A 22,904-nucleotide genomic window follows, 5' to 3' on the forward strand; every position below is an offset into this window, starting at 1 on the left:
GGTCCCGTACAACATTTCGTATCCCGTACAACGATTCGCGCCGAAGCGAGTCTGACAGGGCGCGGCATGCGGCGGCTGTTCCTGACGGCGGCCGCGGCGCATCGCCGACGCACTCAACGACTTGACGGCTCGGCGGCTCGAGACGGCTCAACGGGAGGACTGACGGGGGTGGGACGCTTGAGAAGCACGACTCTGCGTACGGTGCGACGAGGGAGACGGACGAAGGCCGGGGCGGTCTCCGCCGCGGCGGCCCTCGTGATGACGGCCGGACTGCTGCAGTGGACGTCGGGGCCGGCCGTCGCGGCGGGCAGCGGGGACATGCCGACCGTCACGCTGACCGGCGCGAACCGGGTGGCGCCGCGGGTGGCGTTCCTGACCGCGGCCGACGACTCCGGATACCTGTCTTTTCCGGGGACGGCCCTGGGCAACACCCCGACGCGGTGGAACGGCCGCGACGGTTCGGCCAAGGACGTGACCAGCCCCCGATCCGAGACCTTCTACAACGGCGGCCTCGGGCTGGAAAAGGTCCCGCAGACCCCGCAGACGAGGAACGCGTACGAGATCCGGCGCTACTCCACCGGCAAGGTGACGCGGTTCAACCTGCCGTCCGGTGACCGGGCCACCGGAGTCTTCGCCGAGAACCGTCTGCTGGTCGCACGCCAGGTCGCCGGGAAGTGGACGCTCCACCTGCTGGAGATGCCGGTGGGCGGCGGGCAGCCGGTCGACCGGCTGGTGAGCGGCGTCGGGGACGACTTCAGCGGGACCGTCTCCGAACCGGCGTCGGACACGCGGGGAGCCGCGCTCGAATACTCCAAGATCGAGGCCGACAACTACTTCTCCTGGCACGTCGCGCTGCTCGACTTCGACACGGCCTCGATGACGGACGTGCCGGGCGACGACCTCCGGTTCCTGGAGTTTCCCCACCTGGCCGGCGACACGGTGAGCTTCTACGCCGTGGACAAAGCGTCCGGCCCCAGCCGCTTGTACGTCATCGACCGGGCGCATCCAGAGGCCCCTGGACACCTGGTCGACGTTCCGGAAAGCGTCCTTTCGGACGCCCGCGCGATCGGCGGCTGGGTGCTGTACCCCGGCGCCAAGAACAACGGGATCGACGCGAGGCCGGTGACCGGCGGTCCGGCGCGGATCGTGCTGAAAGCCTCGCACGGCCACTTCGTCGACGGTGGCGACGGCAGTTTCTTCATCGAGGGCGGTACGGACGCGGAGCACTGGTCGGTCCAACGGGTCACTCTCGGCCCGGACGGGGTCCCGGTGTTCAAGCCGCTGGGGGCACCGCTGCCCCCGGTCTCGGTGTACGAGGCGGGCGGTATCGCGGTCGACCAGGGGCGGGTGCTGCTCGGCACCGAGCGGAACGGCACCGACTTCAACGGCCACGAGCGGGGCGACCCCCTCTACCCGTTTCCCGGCACCGATCTCACCGCTGTCGCGCTTCACCGGGCGGCCGACGGCACGCTGACCGCCGCACCGCCGCAGAACCTGGGCGACCTCGGGTACTGGGAGACCATGCCCTCGGACCACGTCGACTGCTACAAGGAGTGCCTGCGGTTCACCGGCACGGGAGAGGGCACGATCCCCCACCCGTGGTACACGGATATGTCGGTGGTGGGGGCGTCCGGCTCGTACAAGTTGCTCCAGGGAGGACCCGACCGACTGGTGTGGGACGGGAAAGAAGTGCAGGCCAGAGGCTCCTGGCCGGCCGCGGCTCTGTGGGGGAACACCCTGTGGACGGCCGGGAAGGACTCACGCGGCAAGCCCGTGTTCGACAGGTTCGCGCTGCCGGCCATGCGGAAACTGGGAAGCCTGGCGCTCGGCTCCTGCGTCCCGTCCGATCTGCAGGTGGTGGGCCGGTACGTCTACTGGTCCTGCGGTCCGAACAAGCAGGCGGTCGTGTACGACCAGGTCAAGCGGACCGTGCAGGACGTACCGCGAGGCTACGCGCGACTGGCCGACGGCTACCTGGTCTCCCAGGACAACAAGGCCGGCAAGCTGCTGATCACCTACCTGAAGGGCGCGGTCGCCGCCAACCGCGTCGGTACGAAGACGCTGGCCCCGTTGCCGTCGCCGGTGGACGCGCCCGTCGACCGGCGCGGCCGCTACTGGAACGTGGACCGCTTCGGCGGTCCGGTCGCCTACCTGACGGCTGCCGGTGACGTGACGGTGAAGTGGCCGCAGGTGACCACCTCGCCGCTCGCGGCGACCGACGCCACCGTCCCCACCTCCACCGACCTGCGCCAGGGCAGCACCTTCGAGGGCACCTGGCACCTGAACGCGCCCGCCGCCAGCTGGAAGCTGACCGTCACCGGCCCCGGCGGTGCCGTCGTGTGGACCGACACCGGCGGCCTGACCCGCGGGAAGATCACCGCGACCTGGGACAAGCGCACCGGGAACGGCTCACTGGTCCGCACCGGCACCTACCGGGTGACCCTGACCGCCCGGTCCGCGAACGGCACGCCCAGGAACGCGGTGATCTACGACAAGCCGCTGACGGTACGGCCGGTGGACCGCCACGACTTCGGCCGGGACGGCATCGGTGACCTGATCACCTTCGACAAGGGGGACTGGCTGGCGGTCCAGCCCGGCACCGGGCTCGGCACCGTCGACAGCGCGATCAAGGCACAGGGTGACGGCTGGGACCGCTGGTCGCTCGTCGTACCGTTCGGTGATCCGAGCGGCAACGCGTGCAACGGCATCCTCGTCCGGAACCTCGCCGGTCAACTGGACCGGTACGACGGCACCTGCGGCAAGCCGTTCACACTGAACAGCCCGCACCGCTCGATCGGCACCGGTTTCGACCAGTACGACGCGCTGACCTCGCCCGGCGACCTCACCGGCGACGGCCTCTCCGACCTGGTCGCCCGCGACAAGTCCGGCGTCCTGTGGCGGTACGCCTCCGACGGCACCGGCGGCCTGACCGAGCGGGTCGAACTGGCCGAGGGCCTGGCCGGCTACACCCGGCTGATCGGCGCGGGCGACCTGAACCGCGACGGCATCGGCGACCTGGTCGGCCTGGACGGTACGGGCGTGCTGTGGCGCTGGCTCGGCGACGGCAAGGGAGCCTTCGGCGCCCGGGTCCGCATCGCCGGAGGGATCAGCGTCAAGGCCCTGGCCGCCCCCGGCGACCTGACCGGCGACGGTCGCCCCGACCTCGTCGGCCTGGACAATGCGGGCACCCTGTGGCGCTGGAACGGCACGACATCGGCCACCTTCGGCACAAAGACCCGCATCGCCACAGGCTGGCAGAACTACACCCGCCTGTACTGAACCTGAGCACCAGGCCTTTTCCTCCTCCGGGCCCGGCCGCGACACGACTGCGCGGTAGTCGTGTCGCGGCCGCTCAGGTGGGCCTGTTCGGGCTCCGGGAGAAGGCCGTGTCGCCGGCCAGCGCAACGATCGCGTCCCTGACGAGCAGCACGCGCGGTGGGTAGCTCTGCGCTTTTTCTCCGGGGGATTCCAGGGCGGAGGTGCGCCAGACCTCTGCTCCGGTGCGGCTGTCCAGCGCCAGCAGACGGCCGAAGCGGTTGGAGAAGTAGACCCGCTTGTACGTCGCTGACACCGCGGGCGCGGACAGACTCTCCATGTCCGTCGTCCGCTGCCAGAGTTGTCTGCCGCTGTGGGCCGACACCGCGGTGACCGTCCCGTCGGACCGGACGAAGTAGACGACGCCGTTCACGAGGGTGGCCGCGCCGGTCAGCGGATGCGCCAGCGGAATCCGTCTGACCTGCCCGGTGTCCGGGGCCACTCTCAGCAGCGCGTTGTACGGCCGTTCGTACCCGGCTTCGTACACGTCCTTCGCGGTCTGAGGGGCGAGGAACAGGGGCTGCCCGCCGACAGCGCCGAGCACTTCCGCCTTCTTGGGCAGTGTGGCGGTTCTGGTCAGGCTGCCGGGGCCGAGCTTCATCAGCTCGACCGGGGCCTGGCCGGGCTCGGTGCCGGCTGAGCACAGCGCGTAGGGGGCGCCTCCCAGGGCCGACGGAATGCAGACCCCTTTCAGCGAGGGCGCCCGCCACAGTTCCCTGCCGGACGGCCCATAGGCCATGAACGACGAGTAGTCGGGGGACATGGTCAGCAGCCCGCCGTCGTACAGGACCGCGTCCTGGGACCTGTTGACGTCGCGTTGCCACCGCCGGTGTCCGGTAGCGGCGTCCAGGGCCACCACGCGCCGGATCTCGTCGTCCGGTTCCTCGTACACGTAGACCAGACCGCTGCGAACGCCGATCGGCTGCGCACCCTGGGGGCGGGTGCCGGTGCGCCAGCGGATGTGGCCGGAGGCCGCGTCGATCCTGGCGGCCGTGAAGCCCGTACCCCCACAGAACAGGGCACTTCCCTCCGTCGTGCATCCAGGGCTGCCGTAGTCGAGGGGAACACCCTTCACGTCGGACCGCAACGCCGTCCGCCACGGCCGCCAGCCGTCGGGCAGTGACGCGGCACGGGCGGAGACGGTGGTCGCCTTCGCGTCCGGTCCGGACACGGAGACGCCCAGCCCGACACCCAGCGTCGCGACGACCAGCGCCGCACCGAGGCCGGTGAGCAGCAGCCGGGCTCGGCGTCGCTTGCCGGTGCCGGTGCCGGTGCCGGTGCCGGAGCCGGTTGTGGTTGTGGCGTCCGTGGAGGTGGCGGTCGAGTTCCGAGAAGTGGGGTGGCGCCGGGGGTTCGCGGACTGCCCGGTCTTCGGGGACCCGGTGGTGTCGGATTCCGGCAGCGTCCGGAGCATGCGATGAATGTCCGTCAGTTCCGGCCGTGCGGCCGGATCCTTGTCCAGGCAGCGCTCGACAATGCCCAGGAGTGCTTCGGGTACCTCGCCGAGGTCCGGGGTCCCGTGCACCACCTGATAGCCGGTTATGTACGGGCTGTCGGCGTCGAACGGTCCTGTGCCGACGGCCGCGAACACCAGCAGCGACCCCAGCGAGAACACGTCCGAGGCCGGGGTGACGTTTCGGGGAGAGGCCAGTTGTTCCGGCGACATGAAGGGCGGAGTGCCGATCATCCGCCCGGTCGTGGTGAGGTTCTGGTTGCCGGAAGCGCGCGATATGCCGAAGTCGATGACGCGCGGCCCGTCCTCGGTCATCAGGACGTTGCCCGGTTTGAGGTCCCGGTGCACCAGGCCCACCCGGTGGATGTCGCGCAGCGCCTCGGTGAGCCCCAGTCCCAGCGCGCGCAGGTCCCGCTGACTCAACGGGCCGTCCTTCGCCACGACTTCGGAAAGGGTGGACCCCGGCACGTAGAGCGTCGCCATCCACGGCCGTTCGGCGTCCGGGTCGGCGTCCACGACAGGCGCGGTGAAGGCGCCGCTCACTCTGCGCGCTGCCGCGATCTCCTGCCGGAAGCGCGTCCGGAACTCCTCCTCCTGGGCATAGTGCACGTGCACGAGCTTGACCGCGACCTGCCGTCCCGAGGGTGAGACTCCCAGGTAGACGACTCCCATGCCGCCCGCTCCGAGCCGCCCGCGAAGGGTGTACCCGCCTATGGACTCCGGGTCCCCGGTGCTCAGGGGCGTCATCGCCGATCATCCTTCCCAGCGCCTGCCTGCCTCACGGGGATTCAGAGTAGGGCCTGCCGCCCCGGAAGCGGAGCCGCGCCTGTCACGTATCGGTGCCCCTGAGCCGCGCGATGCGGGACGCAAGAACAGGCGAGACGGGCGGGTGAGCCTGCTCTGTCCGTGTTTCTCCCCCTTCCCGTAACGGCGCATCAACTCGCTTGTCACAGCGGTGTCTTGGTGCAACTCCCACGGCAACGCAGGGCCTGGCACCGGCCTCCTACGAAGCAACCGAGGCCGCTCCGCCGGAGCGAGCGACCGAGACGACACCGCTTCCCAGGAGTACCGATGCGCGTCAAGAAGATGCCCGCCCTCGCCCTCGTCGTCGCAGCTGCCGCCCTCTCGCTGACCGCGTGCGGCAGCAGCGACGGCTCGAGCGCTTCCGCCAGTGCCGGCACGTCCACCACCGCCAGCAGCTCTACGACCGGCGGCACCTCCACTGGTGGCACATCCACCGGGGGCGCCTCGACCGGCGGCGCCTCGACCGGCGGTACCTCCACTGGCGGCCAGGGCTCGACCTTGGGTTCGACTTCGTCCGGCTCCTCCAGTGCCGACAAGGGATCGACCTCGGCCTCCTCCTCGTCCGGCTTCTCCAGCGGCTCCGGCAAGGGCAGCAAGGTCGCCGCCCAGACCCAAGCCTCGACGTCGGCGGCCCCCAGGTGCAAGACCGACCTTCTCGCCCCCAGCGCCGCCGCCACGGGGGTCAAGAACGAGATAGTCGTCAACCTGAAGAACACCGGTTCCAGCACCTGCAGCCTGCACGGCTTCCCCGGCGTCCAGCTCATCGGCCCCGACGGCCTGGGCGACACCGGGCCCGACGCCGCCCGCACCGAAGCCTCCCCGTCCACCGTCACCATCGGACCCGGCGAGGAGACCCGCTTCCTGCTCCGCTACATCCCGGACACCAGCGGCTCCGGCAAGACCTACACCCGGCTCCTGGTCACCCCGCCCAACGACAGGGTCGGGGAGATCGTGAATCTCGACAAGCTGGCCTTTACCATCTCCGCCTCCAGCGGCAACGCTCCGGACGTCTACGTCGACCCGGTCGGCTACCACGTCGGCTCCGGCAAGTAGGCCCGGCGGCCACGTGCACAGGCAACACCCACCACCGACAGCCGGCGCTCCCGCTCAGCCGAACGCAGCCAGGGAGACCGGCCGCCACTGGCGCCAGGTGCTCAGACGCTCCTCGTAGAGAGCGGCGACGTCGGTGAAGGACTTGCCGAGGAAGATCCTCAGCGGGGGCCGCTCCGCATCGACGATCTGAAGAATCGCGTCGCGGGTCGCGCGCGGATCGCCCACCTCGAATTCCTGCGCAGTGGCCGCGTGGACTTCGGTGTAGTCCGGGTGGCGTGCACTGCGCCGTGCCCCGTGAGCCAGCCAGTCGGTGGCATAGGGGCCGGGCTCGACGTTGGTGATGTGGATGCCGAAGGCTGCCACTTCCTGCGCCAGGGACTCCGAAAGCCCCTCAAGAGCCCATTTGGAGGCGTGGTACGCGCCAATGCCGGGGAATGCGCGTACGCCTCCCTCACTGGTCACCTGCAGGATCCTTCCCGAGCGTTGCGACCGCATGAAGGGCAGCACGGCCTGCGTGACCCACATCGCGCCGAAGAAATTGGTCTCCAGCTGAGCCCGGAGGTCGTCCTCGTTCACCTCCTCGACCATGCCGAAATGCCCGTAGCCGGCGTTGTTGACCGCGATATCCAGCGAACCGAAATGCGAATGGGCGAGCTGCACCGCCTCATGCACCGCGGCGCGGTCGGTGACGTCGAGCCGGACCGGCAGTACCGCGTCCCCGTACCGCTCTACCAGAGGAGTCAGCCGGGTGACGTCCCGAGCCGTCGCCGCGACGTGATCGCCGCGTTCGAGTGCCGCTTCTGCCCACTCGCGGCCGAACCCCCTCGAACTCCCCGTGATGAACCACGTCTTCGCCATGACCAGTGCTCCCTGTGCGCGGATTGCCTGCTGTTGCTCCTCCATCGTGCTGCCGATACAGACATTCCGCCAACGAAGGTCTTTCATGGAAGACATGCGGTTTTGGAATGTGTATGTGTCAGGATGGCGGCATGGCCGACTTCACCCTCACCGGTCTCCGTGTCGTCCAGGCGGTGGTCGACACCGGATCGTTCACTGCCGCGGCCGACGCGCTCGGGTACACACAGTCGGCGGTGTCCCGTCAGGTTGCGGCGATGGAAGCCGCCGCGGGCGCACCGCTGTTCGTGCGGGGCGCACGCGGGGTGGCCCCCTCTCCCGCCGGCATGATGCTCGCCCGCCGAGCCGCGACGGCCCTCAACGAGATCGACGCCGTCAGCACGGACCTCGCCGGACTGCAGGACCACGTCACCGGACGAGTGGCCGTCGCGGCGTTCCCCTCGGCCGCCGCCGTGCTCGTCCCCAGGACACTGGCACGCCTGCGAAACGACCACCCGGGTCTGATCGTCGAGTTCGGTGAGGCGTCCTCACCCACCCAGCTCCGCCAACTCCGCGCTCACCGCATCGACGTAGCGGTGATCGGCGTGGGACCGGACCTGCCGACCTACGACTTCGAGGGCCTGCGCCGGGACCTGCTCCTTGACGGGGGCCTGCTGCTCGCCGTCCCTGCCGACCACCGGTTCGCCGGCCGCGGAACCATCCCGGTGACCGAGCTGAGGGACGAACCCTGGATCGTCGGCAAGGGCCTTCGTGACGACCCCCAGTTCGGCGCCTGGCCCACCCTCGACCAGCCGCGGATCGCCTACGCCGCCCGCGAATGGCCCACTCGCCTCGGCCTTGTCGCCGCAGGTCTCGGCATCGCGGTACTCCCCGAAGTGGCCGCGGCCGCGGTCCCCACCGGAGTCCACGTCGTCCAGGTCGACGACCCCACCTGGCTCGGCCGAGCCGTCGTAGCCGTCACGGTCCGCGACCGCTCTCCCGAAGTAACGACCACCGTGGCGGCACTGCGCCACGAGGCCGCACAACTTCGTGCGGCGCCATGACGTTCACTCCTGACGGGAGTGAGCGGCTCCTCAATGACGAATCCGAGACGACTGCGTCAGGGCGAGACGCTCTCATGCTGCTCGGTGTCCCGCCGACTGCGGTGCAGCTGGTCCGGGCGGGGGTTCTGAACGGTGCTGTACGCCGGTGAATGCAACCAGAACTGCAACCATGGAAGGGGAGCGTCATGGGTGCCTTAATCCCCCTTCTGCGACCAGGCCGCGGTGAGCGCGGTGACCGGGTCGCTGTCGGCTGGTGCCGCGGGCCACCATTCGCCGTCGTCGTCCTGGAGGTAGGGGTACCAGCGGGCGTCGGGGCCCAGACGCAGCTGGATTCCGTGGTGGGTGAGGGTGAGGCGGTTGCGCCAGGTTCTGAGGTGTGTGGGGGAGTCGGTCATCTCGGCGAGGGCCGCGTCCAGGGCGGCGCGGGTGGCCTTCATCACCGTCGGGTCGGGGGCGTAGGGCTGTTCGGCGACGGTGACGCCCGTGGGGCCGCCGTGGCGCCAGGCGCGGGTGAGGCGTGCGAAGGCAGTGGGGTTGGTGCCGGTGTTCTGGATCAGGTGGTGGAACCACTCGGGTCCGGGGTTGCTCGCGGCGATGCGGACGGCGTCCTGGTGCTGGGTCAGATGCAGGTCGGCGGTGTCGCCCGCGAGGAGCCGGGCGGCGCGCGCGGCGGCGTCGGCCATGAGGCGTTCCAGGTCCGCGACGGCCAGGCCGCTGCCGGACGGCGGCGCGACGGGCAACGCTGTGGTGTGGGCGGCGGGTTCCGGGAGTTCGGGCAGTTCGGGGGGCTCTTCGGCCCAGCGGGCGTACGCGGCGGCGGCCGGGATACCGGCCGGTGCCGGTGGGGCGGCGGTCTCCTGTGCTGCCGTACGGAGTGCGCGGAGCTGGGCGAAGACCTCCTCGCGACCGCGGCCACGCAGCGCGAAGAGCACGAACGGGTCGGTGTCGATGGTGGCGGCGATGGCGTAGCAGAGCGCGGCGGCGTGCTTGCAGGGGTGTCCCCAGTCGGGGCAGGAGCACTCCGGATCGAGCTCGGTGGGCAGTGGGAGCAGTGGGACGCCCGCGTGCCGGGCGTCGTCCACGAGTTCGGCGGGCATCTCGTCGTCGAGAAGTGCTGCGAGATGTCCGGCGCGGGCCGCGATCGTGTCGAGCAGGGTGTCCCACTGAGGGTCGGTGAGGACGGGCAGGTGGACCGAGGAGCGGTACGGGCTCGGGCGGCTGCCCTGGACAGCGGCATTGACCTTGCCCGGAGCGACGGTGACCGGGCCGACCATGCCTTTGCGGGCGTAGGTGCGTCCGCGCGAGAGCCGTCCGGCGTCCAGGGTGGAGTCCTCCAGGGCGGCCACCCATGCCTGGCCCCACCAGGTCGCGGCGAAGACTCGCTTGCCGCGGGCGGGCGCACGGCGCGGGCCAGGAACAGCGGGGCTCATGACTGCCTTCCCAGGGCGACGAGTTCGGCGAGGTCGGCGTCGGACAGTTCGGTCAGGGCTGCCTCGCCGGAGCCGACGACGGCGTCGGCGAGGGCGCGCTTGGCTTCGAGCAGCTTCGCCACCTTGTCCTCCACGGTTCCCTCCGCGAGGAGCTTGTGCACCTGGACGGGTCTGTCCTGGCCGATGCGGTAGGCGCGGTCGGTGGCCTGGTCCTCGACGGCCGGGTTCCACCAGCGGTCGTAGTGCACGACGTGAGTGGCGCGGGTGAGGTTGAGTCCGGTGCCCGCCGCCTTCAACGACAGCAGGAACACCGGCACTTCACCGCGCTGGAAGCGGTCCACCATCTCCTCGCGCCGCGCGACGGGGGTGCCGCCGTGAAGGAAGAGGGTGGGGATGCCGCGCTCGGCGAGATGCTTCTCCAGCAGAGCCGCCATCTGTTTGTACTGCGTGAAGACCAGTACGGATTCGCCTTCGGCGGTGATGGTGTCGAGAAGTTCGTCGAGCAGGTCGAGCTTGCCGGAGCGGCCCCGCAGGGGAGTGGGCCGGCGCAGGCTGTGCTCTTTCACGTACGGGGGCTCTTTCAAATACTGGGCGGGGTGGTTGCAGATCTGCTTCAGCGCGGTGAGCAGCTTGAGTACCAGACCGCGTCGAGCGATGCCCTCCGACTCCGCGATCCTCGCCATGGTCTCGCGGACCACGGCCTCGTACAGGCTGGTCTGCTCGGCCGTCAGCGGGACGACGTGGTCGGTCTCGGTCTTGGGCGGCAGCTCGGGCGCGATGCCGGGATCGGACTTCTTGCGGCGCAACAGGAAGGGACGTACGAGACGGGACAGGCGCTCGGCCGCCTCGGGATCCTCGCCCGCCTCGATGGCGCGGGCATGCCGGTCGCGGAATGCGTTGAGTGAGCCGAGGAGCCCGGGGGTGGTCCAGTCGAGCAGTGCCCACAGCTCGGAGAGGTTGTTCTCCACGGGGGTGCCGGTGAGAGCGACGCGGGCGCGGGCGGGCAGTGCACGCAGTTCGCGGGCGGTGACGGCGTAGGGGTTCTTGACGTGCTGTGCCTCGTCGGCAGCCACCAGCGACCAGGCTGTCTCGGCGAGCACTTCGCGGTCGCGGCGCAGCACCCCGTAGGTGACCAGGACGATCTCGTCTCCGGCCAGGTCCTTGAGGTGGCGGTCGCCGCCGTGGTAGCGGCGTACGGGGGTGAGCGGTGCGAATCTGGCGGCCTCGCGCTGCCAGTTGCCGAGCAGGGAGGCCGGGCAGACGACCAGGGTGGGGCCCGCGGTGGTGGGGTCGTTCTGGCGGTGCAGGTGCAGAGCGAGCAAGGTGATGGTCTTGCCCAGGCCCATGTCGTCGGCTAGACACCCGCCGAGGCCGAGGGAGCACATCTCGGCCAGCCAGGCCAGGCCCCGCTTCTGGTACTCGCGCAACGTGGCCTTGAGGGCGGCGGGCTGGGGCACGAGGGTGCGGGACTCGGGGTCGCGGATACGAGCGACCAGGTCGCCGAGCGCACCGACCGCAGTACAGGCGACCCGGTCGCCGTCCTTCCCCCAGCCTCCGGCCGGGGGGACCCCCATCTCGCTTCGCTCGGCCTCGCCGGTCAGCGCGGCGCTCAACGCCTCCATGGGGGTGAGCGGTTCCATCCGGCGGCGCTTGGCGCGGGCCACCAGCTTCGGGTCGGCGACCACCCACTGGTCGCGAAGCCGGACGAGGGGACGGCGTGACTCCGCGAGAGCGTCCATCTCGGCCTCGGTGAGCGGCTCGCCGCCCAGGGAGACCTGCCAGCGGAAGTCGAGGAGGGCCTCGGTGTCCAGCAGGCCGCCCGCGGCGGAACCGGGGGCGGTGCGCTGCCCGATCTCCGCGGTCGCGGTGAGCGCCTTGACCAGGTCGCGCGGCCAGTGCACGTCGACACCGGCCGCGCGCAGCGCGTCCGTGGCGTCCCCAAGGAGATCGAAGGCTTCGTCGTCGGTCAACCGGAGCTGATCGGGAGCGGCGTCGTCGAGCAGTCTCCGCAGCGGGGGCCAGGCGCGGGCGCCGCGGCGCAGGGCGAGAAGGGTCTCGGTCTCGGCGCGTGGGCCGAGCACCCGCTCCACTTCGGCCGGCTCGCTCCAGAGCCGTGCGGCCTCGATGACGAGCGCCGGGTCCGCCGCGGTGTGCAGCTGCAGGACAGCCCGGAACTGCCGTCGGCGTCCTTCGGGTACGTCGACACGCAGGGAGACACTGACCTCGGCGGTGAGCGCCGCCTGGGTCTCCTCTGCCCATTCACGCAAGGCGGGCACGGCACGGACCTCGCGCCAGGCGTACGGCAGCGCTCCCATGGCGAGCGGCGCGGCCGGCGTACGGACCAGATCATCGGCGATCGCGTCGCAGAACTGGCGTACCAGCGCAGCCGGTTCTGCGATCCGTACGGGAGCAGGACCTGGCTCGGGTAGGCAGTGGGCGTGTGGCGGGAAGGCGGCGGCCAGGGCGTCCAGTATCTGGCGCTGGGCGGCGGTGAAGGGACCCACCTGCCAGGTGTCGTAACCGGCGGGAGTGAGGGCGGGGTGGAGGCGGCCGTCGGCGAGCAGCCGCAGTGCGAAGCTAGTGGCGGCCTGCCAGGCGGCGCCGGAGGGATGCGTCGGCTCCGCATCGGCCAGGGCGGAGACAGCGACGGCGACAGGCACCGCGTAACCCTCGACCCTTCGCCGCCTGACCGAGCGACCATGCGGCAGGACCAGCTCCACCACCTCGGTCTCAAGGCCGGTGGGCGCCATACGGTCTCCGGCCGCTGCCCCGGTCGGCTTCCACAGCAGCAGCCGCCCGAGGCGGGCGGGCTCACCGGGCAGGAACACCGCCGCCCAGCCGGCGCCGAGCAGCTCCCTCACGAAGGCGGACGTTTCCTGCCGGGCCAGCGGCTGTGCGCCCCTCGCCCCCGTACTCGGCTCTCGTACGACGACTCGTGCCACTCTCTTCCGCCCTGTAGCTTGCCGGACCCTCCCCTGGGCCGTTCACTACCGAACCTCACCAGGCAATGTCACACGCTGGCAAGCGCGGGCCTTGGCTTGACTGCTGGCGACGGCGTCACGTCGAATACGCCGTTGCTGAACGCACCGGTCCTCAACCGTACGGTGCAGCGCTACGTTGAGGGCATGAGCTCCTGGGACCCAGCCACGCTGGAGGCGTTGATCGACGCCGCCACCGTCGACGCCTACGGCGAGGATGAGCAACTCACCGGCTTCTTCACGATGATCGAGGAGAGTCTTGCCGTGCCGTTCACCACGACTGTTCTCGGCGTCGAGGTGAGCGTGGGCGGTGTCGATCTGGCCGAGGACGGGCGCGTGGTCGCACGCTGCGCCCGGGGGTCGGTCCGACAGGACATCGGAATTCTGGACCTGCCGATGCCGGAACCCGCCCCCGAGGGCTGGCAATGGATCGAGGCGTACCGCTACTGGGCTCGCTGAACTGGCGCGTCGTACAGCCGCCGGCTGATCCCCTGCTCGACCGGACAGTCGCCGCGATTGCCGCTGACCGGACCGGCTGCGGGAAAAGGCAGCACGCAGCGCGCATACCACAGTATGCTTGCGGTATGGCTGACACCACACGCATCACGGTGACACTCCCCACCGAGCAGGTGGCGGAGCTCAAGAAGATCACGGACAACATCTCCGGCTACGTGGCCGAAGCGGTCGCCAGGCAGATCCGGCACCAGCTCCTGGGGGCCGACCTGCGCAGCCACACAGACGAGCACGGGGCCTTCAGCGAGGAAGAGCTGGCCGAAGCGCGGGCGCGGATCTTCGGTACGACGCAGGCCGCCGGCGGCGCGAGCGCCGCGTGAGCGGGCACATCGAGACCGTCGTCCTGGACAGCGAGGGGCTGTCGGCCTGGGTGGCGCAGGACCGGAAGGTTCTGGCGATGTTCCAGGTGTTCCACGACATGGGAGCGGACCTTGTCGTCAGCGCCAACACCATCGTGGAGGTGAGTCACGCCAGGGTGAACCTGCCCCGACTGCAATGGGCGCTCTCCCGGGTCAAGGTGGAGCCGGTCACGGAGACGGCGGCCAGGGCGGCGGCACAACTGCTCAAGGGCGCCGGCCTGCACGGACACGAGTACGCGATCGACGCCACCGTCGCGGAAGCGGCTTTGCGTCAGCCTGGCCCGGTCGCCATCCTCACGTCGGATGTCGATGACCTGACCCGGCTGTGCGGCAGCAAGGTCCGGATGATCGGGCTATGACCGCGACATCGTCCCGGGGCCATGGGCAGCTCCGTGTGGATTTTCGAGACAAGGTTCGCCGCAGGCCAACCATTGACGGGACGCCTGGTGGGGGCTCAGGGCGGCGACTGCCTCTTCGTCCACGCCGTTGAGGACGGCCAACTCAACGTGTGGGTCGTGGCGGCCGGTAACCGTCGTGACGTATCCCGTCAAATGTTCGTCTGGGGGTTCTGGGGTGTGCGGGGGCGTTCTGACCTGCAGTGCAGCCGACTCGGGTGGGGCTTCTGAATGCTGTCGTACGGCGGTGAACGCAACCAGGACCGCAACCACGGCTGACCTATTTGCCGGGTTCCGGGCCGTACCACTGGAGGGCTTGCCCGGTCACTGCGGCGATGCACTCGAAGTCGTGATCGCGGTGGAGCAGCGTGAGCCCCTGTAGCTCAGCGGTCGCGGCGACGACCAGGTCGACCGCTCCGGCACTTCGGTGTTTCCCCTGCTTGGTGAGGGCTTCCTGGACCTGCCAGGCACGGTCGTAGGCGCGGTCGTCGACGGGCACCCAGCCAAAGATCAGCCGCATGTCCTCGATGCCGCGCGTCCGGTCGGCAGTTGACCGTGCGCTGTAGAAGAACTCGAGCTCGGTGATCGGGCAAGTCGCGATCAGTCCGGCCGCGGCGGCCTGGTCCCAGCCATACTGTTCCGCTTCCCCGTGCATGAACCGCGCGAGCGCGCTGGTGTCGATCAGGAACTGGGCCGCGTTCACCGGCGGTAGTTCTCCTTGTTCTCGAACAGTTCCAGATCAAATGCGCCGTCGCCCGCCGCGGTCCGCAGCCGGGCGAGAGCCAAGGCGCGACGCCGGCTCTCCAGCACCTCGCGAAGCGCGGTGTTGACGGTCTCCTTCTTGGTGTTCGTCCCGAGGGCTTTGGCCACGTCCGCGACCAGGTCGTCATCCAGGTCGATGACCGTCCGACTCATATGCGCCTCCTGATATCAAATGTGGGGACAAGCATATCTCACAAGATGCCTTGCGGGATGGCGTCGGGCGCCTCGGCCTGGCCGCCGGATCGTACGCGGGCAGCACGCCGTGGTTGCGGGAGAGCGCGAAGGTGCGTTCCGTATCGCGCAGGTGACGCGAGGCATCGAGGCAGGGCGGGTCGAGTTCGCGGCGCACGCCTACGAGTACGGCACGGGCAGGCCCCCGATCGAGCCGGCACCGACGGGCGCACCCGCGCGCTTGACCTGGATGAGCTTCCTCAGTCGGAACCCGGGGGGACCACTGAACTGTGCTGGTCCGTGTCCGGTGGTCACGAGGGCGTGCCCCACCACGATCACGCGTTGGCCTGCGAAGTCGGCGGGGCTGCGGTACTCCACGGTGTGCAACTGGCGGCCCCCGAAGGCCGTTTGGCCGGGGACGGCGGGGATGAAAGGCCGCCACCAGGAGCCGGTCGCGCTGATCACCGCGCGGGCATGCCAGGTACCGGAGTCGCTCTCCACCCGCAGAAGTTGTCCGTCCCGGTGGACACTGGCGACGCGTACGGGGCGCTCGACGGGAAGTTCGTAGCGTTTCTCGTATTCGGCGAGGTACTCCACCACGTGTTGCGCGTCGGGGTACGTCTCGCCGCTCTGCGCCGGCATGAGGCGGCCGGGGAGCGAGGAGTACGCGGCCGGGGAGAACAGGCGTAGCGAGTCCCAGGTGTGCTGCCAGGCGCCGCCGGGTTCGGTCTGGGCGTCGAGGACGACGAAATCGAGGCCGAGGCGGCGCAGATGGTATCCGGCCGCGAGCCCCGCCTGCCCGCCGCCGATCACCACCACCTGCGTCCTGTTGGTCACTCGGCCGATCGCCCGCCCATGAAGATGAGGGCCACCAGCGCCAACCCGACCACGCCGCCGACGAGTTGCATGCCGATGAAGCCCGGGAGTGAACCCGGCGCGATGCCCGCGAAGGTGTCGGTGAAGGCGCGGCCGATGGACACCGCCGGGTTGGCGAAGGACGTCGACGAGGTGAACCAGTAGGCAGCACCGATGTACGAGGCGACGGCCACGGGGGCGAAGCGCAGCTGGTCGGTGCGGGCCAGGCCGAAGATCAGCAGGATCAGGCCGGCCGTGGCGACGACCTCGCCCAGCAGCAGGTGTCCCGCCGACCGGTCGTGCGTGGACCACTCCACCAGCGGCTTGCCGAACATCGCGTCCGCCAGGATCGCGCCCGCGATCGCGCCGACGATCTGCGCGGGTACGTACACCGCGGCCTCGCGGAGGGTGACCCCGGCGCCCCCGCGTCGCGCCGTCCACCACTCGGCCAGGGTGACGACCGGGTTGAAGTGCGCGCCGGAGACCGGGCCGAGCAGGAGGATCAGGATGCCGAGGCCGAAGACGGTGGCCGTGGAGTTGGCCAGCAGCTGCAGGCCGACGTCCTTGGTCAGTTCGGTGGCCTGGATGCCGGAGCCGACCACGACCGCCACCAGCAGCGCCGTGCCGATGAGTTCGGCGGCGGCGCGGGCGACCAGCGGGTTACGCGGCGGGGTGGCACCCGGCGCGGGCTGCGGCTCGGTGCCGGCGGCTATGGCGGACTCCCCGGTTCTGCCGTGCTCGGTGGCCTCGGTGGCGGTCAACAGGACTCCTCGGTGCAGCCGCCGGAGCGGCGGGGATCAGGGGCAGGACCGCTTGACGTTGTTCTCGGCGGTGGCGCGCGCGGTCTGAGCGAGGTCGGCGAACTGACCGGCGAGGGCGGCGATGACGTCGGGCTTGAGCCGGTAGTAGGTGAACCGGCCGCAGGGCTCTGTCTCTACGACCCCGGCCTCGCGCAGCACCTTCAGATGGTTGGAGAGGTTGGTCTGTCTGGCCCCTGTCTCCTCGACCAGGTGGGTGCTGCAGAGCGTCTCCTTGGCGAGCAGGGTGACGATCTGGAGGCGGAGCGGGTCGGCGAGGACCCGCATCAGATCAGTGTCGACTGACGTCAGCATGCGCTGATACTCTCACATCAGTGGTGACTGACACCACCGGGTGCTGATGTGTTCGTGCCCTCCTCTGTCGCCTGACAGGTGTCGCCTGGCAGGCGCGAGATCAAGAGAGACCTCCTGATGTCCGACAAGCCGTCTGTGCTCTTCGTCTGTGTCCACAACGCCGGCCGTTCCCAGATGGCCGCCGCGTGGCTGACCCACCTGGCCGGGGACCGTGTCGAGGTCCGCTCCGCCGGCTCCAACCCGGGCGCGGGCGTCAACCCGGCCGCCGTCGCGGCCATGGCCGAGGTCGGCATCGACATCTCCGCCGAGGTCCCCAAGATGCTCACGGTCGACGCGGTGAAGGAGTCGGACGTCTGCATCACCATGGGCTGCGGCGACACCTGCCCCGTCTTCCCCGGCAAGCGGTACCTGGACTGGCAGCTGGAGGACCCGGCGGGCCAGGGCGTCGAGGCCGTACGCCCGATCCGCGACGAGATCAAGGTGCTGATCGAGGGTCTGATCAAGGAGATCGCGCCGGAGCCCCAGGCATGAGCACAGCGACCGGCACGACCGCTGACATACGCAACGTCATCGTCATCGGCTCCGGCCCCGCCGGATACACCGCCGCCCTCTACACCGCCCGCGCCTCGCTGAAGCCGCTGGTCTTCGAGGGCGCGGTCACGGCCGGCGGCGCGCTGGTGCAGACGACCGAGGTGGAGAACTTCCCCGGCTTCCGCGACGGCATCATGGGCCCGGACCTCATGGACAACATGCGGGCCCAGGCCGAACGCTTCGGCGCCGAACTCGTCCCCGACGACATCGTCGAGGCCGACCTCACGGGTGCCGTCAAGACGGTCACCGACAGCGCGGGCACGGTCCACCGGGCAAAGGCCGTCATCGTCGCGACCGGCTCACAGCACCGCAAGCTGGGCCTGCCCGGCGAGGACGAGCTCTCCGGCCGGGGCGTGTCGTACTGCGCGACCTGCGACGGCTTCTTCTTCCGCGAGCACGACATCGTCGTGGTCGGCGGCGGCGACACCGCGCTGGAGGAAGCCACCTTCCTCTCCCGCTTCGCGAAGTCGGTGACCATCGTCCACCGGCGCGATGCCCTGCGGGCCTCCAAGGCCATGCAGGACCGCGCCTTCGCCGACCCGAAGATCTCCTTCGCCTGGAACAGCGAGGTCGCCGAGATCCACGAGGACGGCGGCAAGCTCGCCGGGCTCACCCTGCGCGACACCGTCACCGGCGAGACCTCCAAGCTTGCGGCCACCGGCCTGTTCGTCGCCATCGGCCACGACCCGCGCACCGACCTGGTCAACGGCCAGCTGGAGTTGGACGGTGAGGGCTACCTCAAGGTCGCCTCCCCCTCCACGCGCACGAACATCGTGGGCGTCTTCGGCGCTGGCGACGTCGTCGACCACACCTACCGCCAGGCCATCACCGCAGCCGGCTCCGGCTGCGCGGCGGCCCTGGACACCGAGCGGTACCTCGCCGCCCTCAGCGACTCCGACGCCGCGAGCGAGCCCGTCACGGCCGCCGTCTGACCAGCGACTGGAGCATTGTCATGGCTCTCAAGAACGTCACCGAGGACTCCTTCGAGCAGGACGTCCTCACCAGCGACAAGCCCGTCCTGGTGGACTTCTGGGCCGCCTGGTGCGGCCCGTGCCGACAGCTCGCCCCCTCCCTGGAGGCGATCGCCGCCGAGCACGGCGACAAGATCGAGATCGTCAAGCTCAACATCGACGAGAACCCGGCCATCGCCGCCCGCTACGGCGTGATGTCCATCCCGACGATGAACCTCTACAAGGACGGCGAGGTCATCCAGACCATCGTCGGGGCCAAGCCGAAGGCCGCCCTGGAACGCGAACTCGCCGACCACCTCGCCTGACGGACGACGCCTGCAGGGGCGCTCGGAGCGCCCCTCTCGACGTCCAGCGCCGCATGGTCGCAGACCTACCCGGCAGCCCCTCGTGAATTGACCTCCGCCGGCCGCATTGACAGCGGAGATTAGCTCAACGAAAATTGACTCAATGAACGTTGAGTGGTCTGCATCGGTGGTGGCGCGAGCGCAACGGCACGCGGCACTGGGAGAACCTGCGCGCCTGGCGATCATCGACCGGCTGTTGCTGGGCGACGCCTCTCCCGGTGAACTCGGCCAGGAACTGGGCCTGCCCAGCAATCTCCTGGCCCACCACCTCAAGCTGCTCGAACAGGTCGGCCTGATCGAGCGCTCCCGATCCGAAGGAGACCGACGGCGCACCTACCTGCGCCTGCGCGTCCAAGCCCTGGCCGACACCATGCCGACACCTTTGCGTACGGCGCCCCGCGTGGTGTTCGTCTGCACCCACAACTCCGCCCGCTCCCACCTCGCCGCAGCCCTCTGGAAGCGGCACAGCACCGTCCCGGCCGCCTCGGCGGGAACCGAGCCCGCGCAGTGCGTCCACCCCCGTGCTGTGGCGACCGCACGCAAACACGGCCTCTCTCTGGGCCCCGCCCATACCTCTCACATCGACGAGACGCTGCGCCCGGACGACCTCGTGGTCGCCGTCTGCGACAACGCCCACGAACAACTCGGCCCCCGGGTCCCCGACCGCCTGCACTGGTCGGTCCCCGACCCCACCCGCACCGGCACCGCCGACGCCTTCGCCGACGCCCTGAGTGACCTCGCCGACCGGGTCGACCGGCTGGCACCCGCCGTACAGCCTCCTGGAGGCAGCGATGACTGAGACCGCGCCCGTCCCGCACCGCAACCTGAGCATCGACCAGCAACTCGCCCTGCGCACCGCCGCCACCCACCTCAGCCGCGAGTTCGACGGCACCTTCGGCCAGGAGACCATCGAACGGTTCCTGCACACCAGCTACGACCAGTTCGCCGGCCGCAGCACCATCCCCAACTTCCTCCCGCTCATGGCCGAACGCTTCGCCCGCCAGCGCCTGCGCGCCCTGGCCAAGGTCGAAGGCCACCACACCGACGGCAAGCCCGTCGTGCTCTTCCTCTGCGTCCACAACGCCGGCCGCAGCCAGATGGCCATGGGCTTCTTCCAGCACCTCGCCGCCGACAACGCCGTCGCCTGGTCCGGTGGCTCCGAACCCGGCAACGAGGTCAACCCTGCCGCCATCGCCGCGATGGGCGAGCGCGGCATCGACATCTCCCGCGAGTTCACCAAGCCCTGGACCGAGGAGATCGTCCGCGCCGCCGACGTCGTCGTCAGCATGGGCTGCGGCGACGCCTGCCCCGTGTTCCCCGGCAAGCGATACCTCGAATGGACCCTGGACGACCCCGCAGGCCAGTCCGTCGACGACGTCCGCCCCATCCGCGACGACATCGAACGCCGCGTCCGCGGCCTCCTCGACGAACTCGGCGTCCCAGCCCAGCACTGACCACGCGCAGGGCGCACGGAGACCGGCCCCACACGACTCCGTGCCCTAACGGTGGTCGACCCCGCTTTTCGCGCAGGGGAGTAGCCGCGAACGCTTGACCTTCAAGTCGGGTCGAAGGTTTACCGTCGGACGTATGAAGACCTACCGGATCTCGCAGCTGGCGGATCTCTCCGGCGTTCCGGCCACGACACTGCGCTTCTACGAGGACGCCGGCCTGCTCCCCGCCGACCGGACGCCGGCTGGATATCGCCAGTACGGCGAGGACGCGGTGGAACGGCTGGAGTTCATCTCCTCGGCCAAGCTCCTGGGCTTGGCCCTGGACGAGATCCGCGAGCTCCTGGACGTACGCGAGGAAGGCGTGTGCGCCTCGGTACGGGCCCGAATGCTGCCACTGGTCGCCGCCCGGATCACGGAGACCGACGGCCGCATCGCCGAGCTGCGGGCGTTCAGCGGCCGTCTCGCCGGCGTCCACGCCGACCTGTCGGGCCCGGCACCCGAGGGCGCGTGCGGTCCGGACTGCGGCTGCACCACCACCACCACGGCGGCCCCGGCCCCCGGACCGGTCCCGGTGCTCCTGTCACCCACCCGCCCCGCACCGGAGCGGGAACCCGAACCGTGGCGCCAGGCCCCGGTGGCATGCACCCTGGGCGGTGCCGAGCTCGGTGAACGCACCGAGCAGTGGCGCACGCTGATCGCCAGGGCCGAGCGGCGCGAGGACATCCCGGACGGACTCCGGCTCACCTTCCCGTCCAGGGCCGACCTCGCCGCCGAAGTCGCGGCCCTTGCGGCGGCGGAGCAGGGCTGCTGTGCCTTCTTCGACTTCACCCTGCATCTGACCCCCGACGCCCTCCAGTTGGATGTCCACGCGCCCGAGAGCGCCGCCGGCATGCTGGCCGACCTGTTCGGAGTGACCGCATGACCACGCCTCCCTCTCCCCGCCCGGCCCGTCCGTGGGGCATCCTCGGCACCGGCACGGCAGCCCTCGCCGCCTGTGCGGTGTGCTGCGCGGGACCGCTCCTCGCCGTCCTGGGCGGCATCGGCGTCACCTCTGCGGTCGGGGCGCTGTGGATGCCCGTCCTCGCGGTGATGGCCGTGGCTGCCGGACTCGGCGTGCTCATGGTCCGACGACGGCGCAGGAAGGTGGCCTGCCGCACGGCCCCGGCCCTCACCGACCTCGGCATGCCCACCCTCGGCCGGGGTCCGGACGAGTCCGAGGGGGCGAAGAACGGGCGCTGAGGCACGGAACCGCCGGAGCCGGGAAAGGAGCAGTCCGGCGGCCTGTGAGGATGGGGCGGGGCCGTCTGTCGGCGGCCCCCGATACATACGAGGGAGCAGTTCGGGTGCCGCAGCAGCAGGGACCGCAGAGCCTGGTCGAGCGGATGGAACACCACCAGGTCGCGATCTACCTGGCGGCGATGGCCGCAGGCGCGCTCCTCGGCTGGGCCGCCCCCGAGGCGGGCCCGGGACTGGAGCACGCCATCAATCCCGTGCTCGGCGCGCTGCTGTTCGTCACCTTCCTCCAGGTTCCGGCGGCTGAGCTGGTCCGCTCACTGCGTGACGGCCGCTTCCTGTCCGCCGCACTGGTGGTGAACTTCGTGGTGGTGCCGCTGGTGGTCGCCGCGATGTTCGCGTTCCTGCCCTCCGACCAGGCCGTCCGCCTCGGGGTCCTGCTGGTGCTGCTGTGTCCGTGCGTGGACTACGTCATCGTCTTCTCCGGCCTGGCAGGCGGCAGCAACCGCCGCCTGCTTGCCGCTACCCCGCTGTTGCTCGTCGCGCAGATGCTGCTGCTGCCGGGGTTCCTGTTCCTCTTCATGGGCTCGGAACTGGCCGACATCGTCGAGGCCGGCCCGTTCCTCAAGGCGTTCCTGATCCTGATCGTCATCCCGCTGGCCCTGGCGTGGGCCCTGCAGGCATGGGCCGCCCGCCGCCCGGCCGGGCAGAGAGTCTCCGACGCGGCGACCACGACGATGGTGCCGCTGATGGCCGCCACCCTGCTCATCGTGGTCGCCTCACAGGTTCCCAAGCTCGACGACAGCCTCGCCGACGTCGCGGCGGTCATCCCCTTCTACATCGCCTTCCTGCTGGTCATGGCATTCGCCGGCAAGGCGGTGGCCCGCCTCTTCCGCCTCGAAGCCCCGGCGGGCCGCGCCATCGTCTTCACCGGCGCCACCCGCAACTCCCTGGTCGTCCTGCCGCTCGCCCTCGCCCTGCCCGACGACCTGGCCGTCGCCGCCGTCGTCGTGGTCACCCAGACGCTCGTGGAGGTCGTGGGCATGGTCACCTACGTCCGCCTGGTGCCCCGGCTGATTCCCGAACGGATCACGCAGCCGGACGAGCTGCCTGCCCGCCCCCTCTCATAAATGACGGGTGGCCTGATATCGGGTGGATCCTCGCCGCATACGGCGGGACCCTCGTTGCCGGGTCGATCGCCTGGGGCGTGGTCGCC

22 protein-coding genes and 1 pseudogene are annotated in these 22,904 nt (G+C 70.3%); 14 read left to right on the forward strand and 9 right to left on the reverse strand.

The features are described 5' to 3' along the window. Positions 1-201 precede the first annotated feature (201 nt). Positions 202-3,279, forward strand: coding sequence for an FG-GAP-like repeat-containing protein (locus OG241_RS29630; RefSeq protein WP_405819480.1), 3,078 nt, complete (start codon positions 202-204; stop codon positions 3,277-3,279). Between the two features lie 73 nt (positions 3,280-3,352). Here the strand turns inward: OG241_RS29630 and OG241_RS29635 are convergent, their stop codons facing one another. Further along, on the reverse strand, positions 3,353-5,515 hold the full coding sequence (locus tag OG241_RS29635) for a protein kinase domain-containing protein (protein ID WP_405819481.1): 2,163 nt from the start codon (positions 5,513-5,515) through the stop codon (positions 3,353-3,355). 324 nt (positions 5,516-5,839) lie between these two features. Here OG241_RS29635 and OG241_RS29640 point away from each other — a divergent pair, with 324 nt between their 5' ends. Further along, positions 5,840-6,625, forward strand: a complete 786-nt coding sequence (locus OG241_RS29640) for a DUF4232 domain-containing protein (protein ID WP_405819482.1) — start codon at positions 5,840-5,842, stop codon at positions 6,623-6,625. A 54-nt stretch (positions 6,626-6,679) separates the two neighbouring features. Here OG241_RS29640 and OG241_RS29645 read toward each other — a convergent pair whose 3' ends face one another. After that, a complete protein-coding gene (locus OG241_RS29645; RefSeq protein ID WP_405826483.1) occupies positions 6,680-7,483 on the reverse strand; it encodes an SDR family NAD(P)-dependent oxidoreductase in 804 nt (267 codons plus the stop codon). A 131-nt stretch (positions 7,484-7,614) separates the two neighbouring features. Between OG241_RS29645 and OG241_RS29650 the strand changes: the two genes are divergently transcribed. Further along, on the forward strand, positions 7,615-8,523 hold the full coding sequence (locus OG241_RS29650) for a LysR family transcriptional regulator (protein ID WP_405819484.1): 909 nt from the start codon (positions 7,615-7,617) through the stop codon (positions 8,521-8,523). A 194-nt stretch (positions 8,524-8,717) separates the two neighbouring features. Here the strand turns inward: OG241_RS29650 and OG241_RS29655 are convergent, their stop codons facing one another. Both OG241_RS29655 and OG241_RS29660 read right to left on the reverse strand, forming a co-directional pair. Next, positions 8,718-9,953 carry an SWIM zinc finger family protein gene (locus tag OG241_RS29655; RefSeq protein ID WP_405819486.1) on the reverse strand — a complete coding sequence of 412 codons (1,236 nt, stop codon included), beginning with the start codon at positions 9,951-9,953 and terminating at the stop codon, positions 8,718-8,720. Next, positions 9,950-12,814 (reverse strand): DEAD/DEAH box helicase, encoded by a 2,865-nt coding sequence (locus tag OG241_RS29660; protein ID WP_405819488.1) that lies wholly within the window; start codon positions 12,812-12,814, stop codon positions 9,950-9,952. The genes OG241_RS29655 and OG241_RS29660 overlap by 4 nt, the downstream gene beginning before the upstream one ends. 264 nt (positions 12,815-13,078) lie before the next feature. Between OG241_RS29660 and OG241_RS29665 the strand changes: the two genes are divergently transcribed. The 3 genes from OG241_RS29665 to OG241_RS29675 all read left to right on the forward strand — a co-directional run bounded on the left by OG241_RS29665 (position 13,079) and on the right by OG241_RS29675 (position 14,162). Further along, entirely contained in the window at positions 13,079-13,390 is a 312-nt protein-coding gene (locus tag OG241_RS29665; protein ID WP_405819490.1) for a hypothetical protein, read from the forward strand. 125 nt (positions 13,391-13,515) lie between these two features. Then, entirely contained in the window at positions 13,516-13,764 is a 249-nt protein-coding gene (locus OG241_RS29670; protein WP_037678403.1) for a hypothetical protein, read from the forward strand. Then, positions 13,761-14,162 (forward strand): DNA-binding protein, encoded by a 402-nt coding sequence (locus tag OG241_RS29675; RefSeq protein ID WP_405819492.1) that lies wholly within the window; start codon positions 13,761-13,763, stop codon positions 14,160-14,162. The genes OG241_RS29670 and OG241_RS29675 overlap by 4 nt, the downstream gene beginning before the upstream one ends. A gap of 316 nt (positions 14,163-14,478) precedes the next feature. Here OG241_RS29675 and OG241_RS29680 read toward each other — a convergent pair whose 3' ends face one another. From OG241_RS29680 to OG241_RS29700, 5 genes and pseudogenes are all read right to left on the reverse strand, one after another. Beyond that, positions 14,479-14,901, reverse strand: a complete 423-nt coding sequence (locus OG241_RS29680) for a PIN domain nuclease (RefSeq protein WP_405819493.1) — start codon at positions 14,899-14,901, stop codon at positions 14,479-14,481. Further along, positions 14,898-15,113, reverse strand: a complete 216-nt coding sequence (locus OG241_RS29685) for a type II toxin-antitoxin system VapB family antitoxin (RefSeq protein ID WP_405819494.1) — start codon at positions 15,111-15,113, stop codon at positions 14,898-14,900. The genes OG241_RS29680 and OG241_RS29685 overlap by 4 nt, the downstream gene beginning before the upstream one ends. Positions 15,114-15,455: 342 nt before the next feature. Further along, positions 15,456-15,968 (reverse strand): annotated as a pseudogene (locus tag OG241_RS29690) (FAD-dependent oxidoreductase); the annotation flags it as partial. Then, positions 15,965-16,747: an aquaporin gene (locus tag OG241_RS29695; protein ID WP_405819496.1), complete on the reverse strand. Its 783-nt coding sequence runs from the start codon at positions 16,745-16,747 to the stop codon at positions 15,965-15,967. The pseudogene OG241_RS29690 and the gene OG241_RS29695, both read right to left, overlap by 4 nt. A gap of 36 nt (positions 16,748-16,783) precedes the next feature. Continuing rightward, a complete protein-coding gene (locus OG241_RS29700; protein WP_405819498.1) occupies positions 16,784-17,098 on the reverse strand; it encodes an ArsR/SmtB family transcription factor in 315 nt (104 codons plus the stop codon). 117 nt (positions 17,099-17,215) lie between these two features. On the opposite strand from OG241_RS29700, the gene OG241_RS29705 reads away from it, so the two are divergent. From OG241_RS29705 to OG241_RS29740, 8 genes are all read left to right on the forward strand, one after another. Then, positions 17,216-17,629, forward strand: a complete 414-nt coding sequence (locus OG241_RS29705; protein WP_351413110.1) for an arsenate reductase ArsC — start codon at positions 17,216-17,218, stop codon at positions 17,627-17,629. After that, complete coding sequence (gene trxB, locus OG241_RS29710; protein WP_405819500.1) at positions 17,626-18,621, forward strand: thioredoxin-disulfide reductase; 996 nt, start codon at positions 17,626-17,628, stop codon at positions 18,619-18,621. Before OG241_RS29705 ends, trxB begins: the two co-directional genes overlap by 4 nt. A gap of 20 nt (positions 18,622-18,641) precedes the next feature. Then, positions 18,642-18,965, forward strand: a complete 324-nt coding sequence (trxA, locus tag OG241_RS29715; protein ID WP_405819501.1) for a thioredoxin — start codon at positions 18,642-18,644, stop codon at positions 18,963-18,965. Between the two features lie 142 nt (positions 18,966-19,107). Next, positions 19,108-19,803 carry a helix-turn-helix domain-containing protein gene (locus OG241_RS29720; RefSeq protein ID WP_405819502.1) on the forward strand — a complete coding sequence of 232 codons (696 nt, stop codon included), beginning with the start codon at positions 19,108-19,110 and terminating at the stop codon, positions 19,801-19,803. Next, entirely contained in the window at positions 19,796-20,458 is a 663-nt protein-coding gene (locus OG241_RS29725; protein ID WP_405819504.1) for an arsenate reductase ArsC, read from the forward strand. The genes OG241_RS29720 and OG241_RS29725 overlap by 8 nt, the downstream gene beginning before the upstream one ends. A 133-nt stretch (positions 20,459-20,591) precedes the next feature. Further along, complete coding sequence (locus OG241_RS29730) at positions 20,592-21,377, forward strand: heavy metal-responsive transcriptional regulator (protein ID WP_405819506.1); 786 nt, start codon at positions 20,592-20,594, stop codon at positions 21,375-21,377. Continuing rightward, complete coding sequence (locus OG241_RS29735; RefSeq protein ID WP_405819508.1) at positions 21,374-21,694, forward strand: hypothetical protein; 321 nt, start codon at positions 21,374-21,376, stop codon at positions 21,692-21,694. The genes OG241_RS29730 and OG241_RS29735 overlap by 4 nt, the downstream gene beginning before the upstream one ends. A gap of 143 nt (positions 21,695-21,837) precedes the next feature. Beyond that, entirely contained in the window at positions 21,838-22,818 is a 981-nt protein-coding gene (locus tag OG241_RS29740; RefSeq protein ID WP_405826484.1) for a bile acid:sodium symporter, read from the forward strand. Positions 22,819-22,904 lie beyond the last annotated feature (86 nt).

Origin of the sequence: Streptomyces sp. NBC_01390, from assembly GCF_045040105.1 — a bacterium.
In the GTDB taxonomy this organism is placed as follows: Bacteria; Actinomycetota; Actinomycetes; order Streptomycetales; family Streptomycetaceae; genus Streptomyces.